This window comes from Myroides sp. WP-1 (assembly GCF_014145635.1).
Lineage (GTDB): Bacteria > Bacteroidota > Bacteroidia > Flavobacteriales > Flavobacteriaceae > Flavobacterium.
In genome coordinates, this window is the sequence record NZ_JACHTC010000011.1 from 108,030 (window position 1) to 116,350 (window position 8,321).

At 38.1% G+C, this 8,321-nt stretch carries 4 protein-coding genes; all 4 read left to right on the top strand.

Features of this window, described 5'->3' with window-relative positions; all coding sequences use genetic code 11:
* The first annotated feature begins 681 nt into the window (after positions 1-681).
* Positions 682-3,915 carry a hypothetical protein gene (locus tag H4K33_RS11260; protein WP_220485320.1) on the top strand — a complete coding sequence of 1,078 codons (3,234 nt, stop codon included), beginning with the start codon at positions 682-684 and terminating at the stop codon, positions 3,913-3,915.
* Positions 3,916-3,917: 2 nt separating this feature from the next.
* On the top strand, positions 3,918-4,346 hold the full coding sequence (locus H4K33_RS11265; protein ID WP_182648979.1) for a hypothetical protein: 429 nt from the start codon (positions 3,918-3,920) through the stop codon (positions 4,344-4,346).
* Between the two features lie 10 nt (positions 4,347-4,356).
* Entirely contained in the window at positions 4,357-7,317 is a 2,961-nt protein-coding gene (locus tag H4K33_RS11270; protein WP_182648981.1) for a hypothetical protein, read from the top strand.
* A 16-nt stretch (positions 7,318-7,333) separates the two neighbouring features.
* On the top strand, positions 7,334-8,321 hold a 988-nt coding region (locus tag H4K33_RS11275; protein WP_182648983.1), incomplete at its 3' end, for a gliding motility-associated C-terminal domain-containing protein.

Sequence of the window (8,321 nt, forward strand, 5' to 3'; positions counted from 1 at the left end):
TTAGTTTATTTTTTTGATTTACTGTGGTATACTTTCTTTTTGTTTTCACAAACGCATAACGGTCTGTCCTTTATACGCTGTAATTTCTATACACTAGGCAGCGATAATATAAATGTAAAGGTAGAGTGAATAAAGGCAAACGTGTAAATACATACGCTTGTAAATTTTGACATTATAAGGAGATTACTCCATCATTCGAAAAGAAGTATTTTATGATCTAGTTTAATCTAGCCTATATCCTTTTTTGAGTGGTGAAATAGAGGTTGAATTTCTCGTATGGTTTGTGTTTTTTTTGATTTAATTAACTTTAAAAAGGAGGGTACTTCACTTTTATTTAACTTTTATGCCGTTTTAACGACCTGTAAGTGTCTCTTTTTTCTTCAAAAAAGTACAGTAAAAAGTTTAATTGTTTTCGTTGAGATCAAAAAGAAAGAATAGTTTTTAATTACCCGAATGGTTAGGTATAGTCTAGGTTTTTTAAAATATATCTAGTTGATAATCATGTTTTTGTAATTATTTGTGTTTTCTAAAAAGAGCGAGTTCAGTTTTTTGAAAATCTTTAAAAATTAGTTTGTGCCAATTTTTTGAATCCCAGATTTGAAATAAAGAGTGAAAATTTGGTATTGAAATAATGCATTAGCATTTTCTATAGACAAGAATGTTAGACACATCACTATTATTATGAAAAAAAGATTAATACCAATTGCTCTATTAATGGGGGCAGTATCAGCAAACGCGCAAGTGGGTATTGGAACCAATAACCCTAATAAATCTGCGGAATTGACGATTGAAGCTACGAACCGAGGATTATTAATTCCCAATGTTGCTTTAACAAGCGCAACAGATAAGACGACAATAACGAATGGTAACCTTAATAGTTTAATGGTATTTAACACAACGGCTAATGCGCTAATTACGCCTGGTTACTACTATTGGTACGATGAGGCTTGGCAACGTTTAGTTAATGGAAAGGATATTCCTTCTCTAGTTGTACAACATTTCGAAGAGATTTTAAACATGGAAGGCGATAAGGTGAAAAACCTAATTAAAAATATCGTTAGAACAACTGAAGGTAATGTAATTTATGAAGGGGATAAATTATATTACATCAATAACGATGGAATTAAAGTAGAATTAAACTTTGAGGATATCGTTCAGCAATATGAGACTGTAACTGTTTTGGGGTATGACTCTGCAACTGGACTGTTGACTTACTCGAATGAGGAAGGTCATGTAGCAACAGTTGATATAAAAGGCGCTGTCAAATCATTCGAAACAGTTACCTCTATTGCGTTTGATCGAACTACAGGAATTATTTCTTTTATTGATGAAGAGGGAGAAACTACAACGTTAAACTTGGAAACATTCATCAGAGAAAGAGAGACAATAACAACTTTAGTACGCACACAAGCAGGTAAATATACCTATACAAATGAAGCAGGTGCAACAACGAATATCAATGTAGTTGGAGATCTTACAGAAGTAATTCAGAATAGAACAGACCTTGATTTGTATCAAGTCTTAAAACAATTAGTTCAGGTTGAGCAATCTCTTACGACACTGATTTACAATGCAACAACAAAAAAAATCGTTTATACAGACGAAGAAAACATACAACACAATTTAGATGCAAATACTATTGTAAAGGATAATGAAACTCTTACAACATTGGTTGATAATGGAGATGGAACTATCACATATACAAATGAAGCAAATCAAAAAGTTGTGATTGATTTAGCTGCTGGACCACAAGGAGAGCAGGGTATCCAAGGACCAAAAGGAGAAGATGGAGTTGATGGCTTACCAGGTGAAAAAGGAGAACAAGGAATCCAAGGAGAACAAGGAATTCAGGGAGAACGTGGACTTCAAGGAGAACAAGGAATTCAGGGAGAACAAGGAATTCAGGGAGAACGTGGAATCCAAGGTGAACAAGGTCCTAAAGGAGAAGATGGAGTAAATGGAATAGATGGTTTACCAGGTGAAAAAGGAGAGCAAGGAATTCAGGGAGAACAAGGCATCCAAGGAGAACAAGGAATCCAAGGAGAGCAAGGAATTCAGGGAGAACGTGGACTTCAAGGAGAACAAGGAGAGCAAGGAATTCAAGGAGAACGTGGACTTCAAGGAGAACAAGGAGAGCAAGGAATCCAAGGTGAGCAAGGAATCCAGGGAGAACGTGGACTTCAAGGAGAGCAAGGAAGCCAGGGAGAACGTGGACTTCAAGGTGAGCAAGGAATCCAGGGAGAACGTGGACTTCAAGGTGAGCAAGGAATCCAAGGAGAACGTGGACTTCAAGGTGAGCAAGGAATCCAAGGAGAGCAGGGACCACAAGGAGTACCTGGAGAAAAAGGTGTTCGTGGAGAAGAAGGTGCCCAAGGAATCCAAGGAGAGCAAGGAATTCAAGGGGAACAAGGTCCTAAAGGAGAAGATGGAGTAAATGGAATAGATGGTTTACCAGGTGAAAAAGGTGAAAAAGGTGAACAAGGAGAGCGTGGACTTCAAGGAGAACAAGGTCCTAAAGGAGAAGATGGAGCAAATGGAATAGATGGTTTACCAGGTGAAAAAGGTGAGCAAGGAATACAAGGAGAGCGTGGACTTCAAGGAGAACAAGGTCCTAAGGGAGAAGATGGAGTAAATGGAATAGATGGTTTACCAGGTGAAAAAGGTGAGCAAGGAATACAAGGAGAGCGTGGACTTCAAGGAGAACAAGGAGAACAAGGAATCCAAGGAGAACAAGGTCCTAAGGGAGAAGATGGAGTAAATGGAATAGATGGTTTACCAGGTGAAAAAGGTGAACAAGGAATCCAAGGAGAGCGTGGACTTCAAGGGGAACAAGGTCCTAAAGGAGAAGATGGAGTAAATGGAATAGATGGTTTACCAGGTGAAAAAGGTGAGCAAGGAGAGCGTGGACTTCAAGGAGAGCAAGGTCCTAAGGGTGAAGATGGAGCAAATGGAAAAGATGGTTTGCCAGGTGAAAAAGGAGAACAAGGAGAGCGTGGACTTCAAGGAGAACAAGGCCCTAAAGGAGAAGATGGAGTAAATGGAAAAGATGGTTTACCAGGTGAAAAAGGAGAACAAGGTGAGCAAGGAATCCAAGGAATCCAAGGAGAACAAGGAATCCAAGGAGAACGTGGACTTCAAGGAGAGCAAGGTCCTAAGGGAGAAAATGGAGTAAACGGAACGGATGGAGTAAATGGGGTAAATGGAAAAGACGGATTACCAGGTGAAAAAGGAGACAAAGGGGATAAAGGAGATAATGGTCTTGGAGGTGTAACAGAAAGAGCAAACAGAAGCCCAATTACAATTTCTGGTACTGGAGAAGCAGGAAACGCATACAAATTAGGCGTAAGCTTTAACAATGGATTACAACAGAATCCATTAGATATTGCAGATTCAAATATTCAGTTAGGAGGACCATTAGTTCGCAACACGGTATTAGATCTTGATGGACATACATTAGCTTTAGTTGGCTTAGATAAAGATAAAACACAAGCCGTTTCAAATAATCAAATTGTACAACACTTAGTAGCGGTAGATGCCAGTACAAATGAGGTAAAAGCATTAAAAGCAGCAATGCCGAAGTTTTTCTATATGCCTTCAATTGTAGTACCTACAGCAGCAAGTCAGGCAACACAAACAGGTGTAAGTTTTGATAATGCTACACGTCAAGGAAGAATTGAATTGTATACTATTTATAAAAAACAATATGGTACAACAGTAAAATCAAGTCCAGGTGCAGCAGCATTGCCAGTGCTACAAGCAACGGATTTAGGGTATCATGTAACATTTGCAACAGAAGGAGTTTTTACCATTACAGATATTACCGTTGATGGTGTATTGATGTATACAGTAAGTGCCCAAGCAAGTGCAGAAGGGGTGAACTTTATGAATATCGTATTTACAGTGAACGAAGATTAATTATGAAACATAAATATATATATGGTCTATTCACGTTGTTTTTGTGCTTTGGTTTTAAAGCACAAGCGCAACGTGTAGTAGCCTATCAAACGAAATTAAGTGAATTAACTGTTGAACAAGCCCAAGAGTTTAGCGCTTTTTTAGCAGAAGATTACAATGATCATTTTGTCAACTTTAGAGCGTTTCAGAATACAGATCTAGAAGTAGAAGAAATAGCTGTTATAGATTTGAAATGGAATGGTCAAGATGTTATTACACTACCTACAAGGAGTATACAACGGATGTCAAAATTGAAATACATCTACCTTCGCTCACATCAAGTAATGGATGACAATTATGTGAAACAGCGCTTTTCAGCTTTGATCAGACAGTTAGAACGTTTGGGAAATGAAGTAGAAATTGTGTATTTCATTATGGAGAAACCTAATTAAGTAAAGTAGTATGAGAAATAGTCTTTATAATAAAAAACAACTTTTCACATGGATTGCTTTTGTATGGGTTGTAAGTACTGCACTTTCAGGGTTTGCACAGGTAAAGAAACCCTTTTCTAAACGAATGGAATTTAATGTTCAAGGAGAATTTACCATGATTGGAAACACCAACCTGACGTTGAGTAGCTATAGTGCATCCACAGGAAATGGAAATGAAAAAATGGAATATGTTGACGTAGATGGTGATTGGAACACCATAAATTCATCTTCTGCAACCTTGGTTTTACCCAATACAAATGTTACTTGTCAGAAAATTGTGTATGCAGGATTGTATTGGTCTGGACGTGCACATGAAAATGAGAGTCCGATGAGTTTCACTGTTGCACGTATGGAGGAAGTTACGCAATATGATCAAAATATTAGCAAAGGCAATTCATTTTCAACAGGTGGATTTAAGTTTACAAATGTTCAGAGTGAAGGAAGCAGTAGAGATAAGTATCCAAAATACACCTTGTCTAATGAGGCATTTTTGTTTGCGACACAATATGATTTTAGATTAACCAATAACGCAACAAATCCAGTACAGTATCGCAAGAATTTTATTACAAATGGTGAATATCAAACCTTAGCAAGTACATATGATTCTAACACTGGCATTGTAACTTTGACAACGCCATTTGAAATAAAGGTCGGAAGTTCTACGGTATATATAACAAAATTCAAACGAGACACGAACACAAACGGCAATACACAAAGTTACACTAATGCAGCGGTTATTTATTACAATACTGTAACCACAAGAGAAGTAGATCCGAATCGTAATCCTCCATTGAACAAGCGAAAAGTTAAATTGAAAATGGCCGGAGATTCGTATCGAGAAATTGAAGCTGCTGCTACTGATATATATTATCCGAATAATCAAGATGGCAACATGTATTCAGCTTATGCAGATGTGACGGATTATGTTCAAACTAAAGGTGCAGGAGAGTATTTTGTTGCTGATATTGCCTTAAATGCTGATAATGGAGGAAGTACAGGATTTTACGGTGGTTGGGGAATGATCGTTGTTTATGAAACTCCAGGTACTACGCGTCGCTCTATTTCGGTATTTGACGGACATGCCTATGTTCCAGGTAGTACAACAACAAATTATGAATTGCCAATTTCGGGTTTTAGAGCAGCTCAAACAGGAAATGCTCGTGTTACCCTTGGATTGATGGCGGGTGAAGGAGATATAGATATTAAAGGAGATTACTTCGATATTCGAAATGCTGATGATACAGAATGGAGAAGAATTAATCGAGTTACTGGTAATACAACACTAGCAACAAGTAATGATTTAAGCGTAAACTTCTTCGACTCTTCAATTAATACAGGAGGAAATCCTCGTAATCCTAGTCTGACTAACAATACAGGAATGGATTTAGCGCGTTTTGATTTGAGTAATAACAATAATAATCTTATTGGGAAAGAACAAACGTCTACGAGATTCCGTTACGGATCTAATCAAGATACCTATATTATCTATAATATGGTTTTTGCAGTAGATGCTTATGAACCCGAAGTAATTGGATTTAATCGACCGATTACACACAATGGATTTTTGCCAACACACAATGGTACGATACAGCCTGGACAAGATTTAGCTTTCCAATTGGATCTATACAACAAAGGATCTGATGCAGTAACAGGAACAAAAGTAGAAATTCCCATTCCTTTTAACTTGCATTATGTAGCAGCTCAACCGACACCAAATATGGCAGTTGGTGGCACAGTTTCATGGGTACCACCAACAGGTGGAACGAATGATCCTGTTGTAACTTCTGGGGGAACTATAGTTTGGACTGTGGGTGAATTGCCCCTAGATTTAACACAAAGAGAGTTGTTAGGGCAATTAAAATACTATCTAAAAGCTTCTGAAAACTGCGTTTTATTAGCTACAAATTCTTGTGGACTTAACCTAGAAATCAATGGAAATATCCTTGGAAAAGGGAAGAATTCACAAGTTGATTTAAACGCTCCATTTGTTCGTGAATACAGTACAGATCTATGTGCTCAACCGAATTTAGAACCATTTAAAATGACTCTGGTTGCTAGCACAATGTTCTTATCGTCTTGTACTCCTCCTGTAGATAACGGAGTGCTTTATTTCAAAGAAGTGTGTTCTGCTTCTACATCCAATCAATTGGATCGTGCAGAAGTGGTAAATGCATATCCTCAAGGAACGAAGTTCTTTAACGTACCTCCTAGTTCATATGAAAGTACAACAGGTTTAGTAACGGGTAATTTCGCTTTAAATAGCGATGGAACACCTAAAAATTATTACGCTGTTGTTCCCGGTATGGAAATAGGTTGTTACGCTAAGTTAGCGATAAGTAAAGATGTGATTACAACTGTTCCAACTGCAACCGATGTAAGCTTTTGTTTGAATGATACTGTTGTGCCAAATGTAGAGCGATCTGCAACAGGAGTGACCAACAACTATGTGTTGTTTTACTTTGATGCTGATGGAAATCCACTTACAACAATACCAAATCCTACAACAGTTGGAACGCATCGTTACTTCGTAGCGGAAGGAAAAGGAGCATGTTATGGAAACAAAGTGCCTTTTGATATCACGATAGTCGATTCACCAACAGTAAATACTTCTTTAGCAGATGTTTCTATTTGTGAAAACTCCGATTCTCAACTTGTGTCGGTTGTAGCAAATGGAAGTACTTATACATGGGAGTATTCAACTACTGGAGATCCAACATGGAAAACGCTTACCAATACAACATTTAGTCAGGTTGTTTTTGTAACAGATAAAACCTTAAAAGTTGAGCACGCAACGAAGTCGATCAACGGATTAAAGGTTAGATTAATAGTAAAGAGAGGAAATTGTGTAAGTGAATCAAACACATTTACTATTCACGTAGGCGATTGCCCTGGTGTAAGTAATCCAATGTTGTTAAATCCAGCTATTTTTTAACCCTAAATGAAGTAGTATGAAAAAAATATATAGCAATCGTGTACTTTTCCTAAGTTTAATAGGAGCTAGTAGCGCTGTTAACGCTCAATCCTCGAACGAATCTTTTGTCAATCAAGGGCAAATCTCAGTAGCGAGTGGCGGAGTAGTATCGACGTTGTATGATTTTGACAACCAAGCAGGTGCAAAATTGAGCAACGATGGAACGGTGTATTACTATCGCGATTTCAACAACGATGGATATTATTCATTCACCACGAATCGCAAAACGGGTAAAGCCGTATTTACGCGTTATGCTGGCGAAGGAGAACTAGGTGCTCAACTCATCAGCGGGAGTGAGATGTCAGAATTTCACGATGTAGAGTTGAATAACGCTACCAAGAAAAAGGCGTTTGATTTGAAAAACAACATGGAGGTTTACGGAACTGTTGACTTTCAAGATGGCATTATCAAGGTAGATCCTACAGTTTTACCAGGAGAGAAGTTGTCTCAAGGGATGTTGAGTTTTCAACAAGGAGCCAAAGCGATCAATGTAAAAGATGCATCTCACGCAGAAGGTTTAGTAGAGAAAATCGGGAACGAGTCATTTCAATATCCTAAAGGCGACCAAGAGAAGTATCGCTACGCACGCATTTCAGCGCCGGAGTTAAAAACCGATGGATTTGTTGGCGAATACCGCACAGAAGACGCTGCTTTTTTCAAAGCTCGTCCTACAATAGCAGGCGTGATCAAAGAGCTTAACACCAGTGAATATTGGTTAATAGACCGCGGAAATGAAACTAAGAGCGATATTTTATTGACATTGAGTTGGGATGAGCGTACGACATTACCGGCTATGTTAGTAGATCCAGAAAATGAATTGCACATTGCCCGTTGGGATGCTCAACAACAATTGTGGGTAGATGAAGGCGGCGTAGTGGATATGTCAAGTAAAGAAATTACAACGGTTTCAGCGGTAAAAGGTTATGGTTTCTTCACCTTAGCGACAGTTAAGAAAGACTGGATCT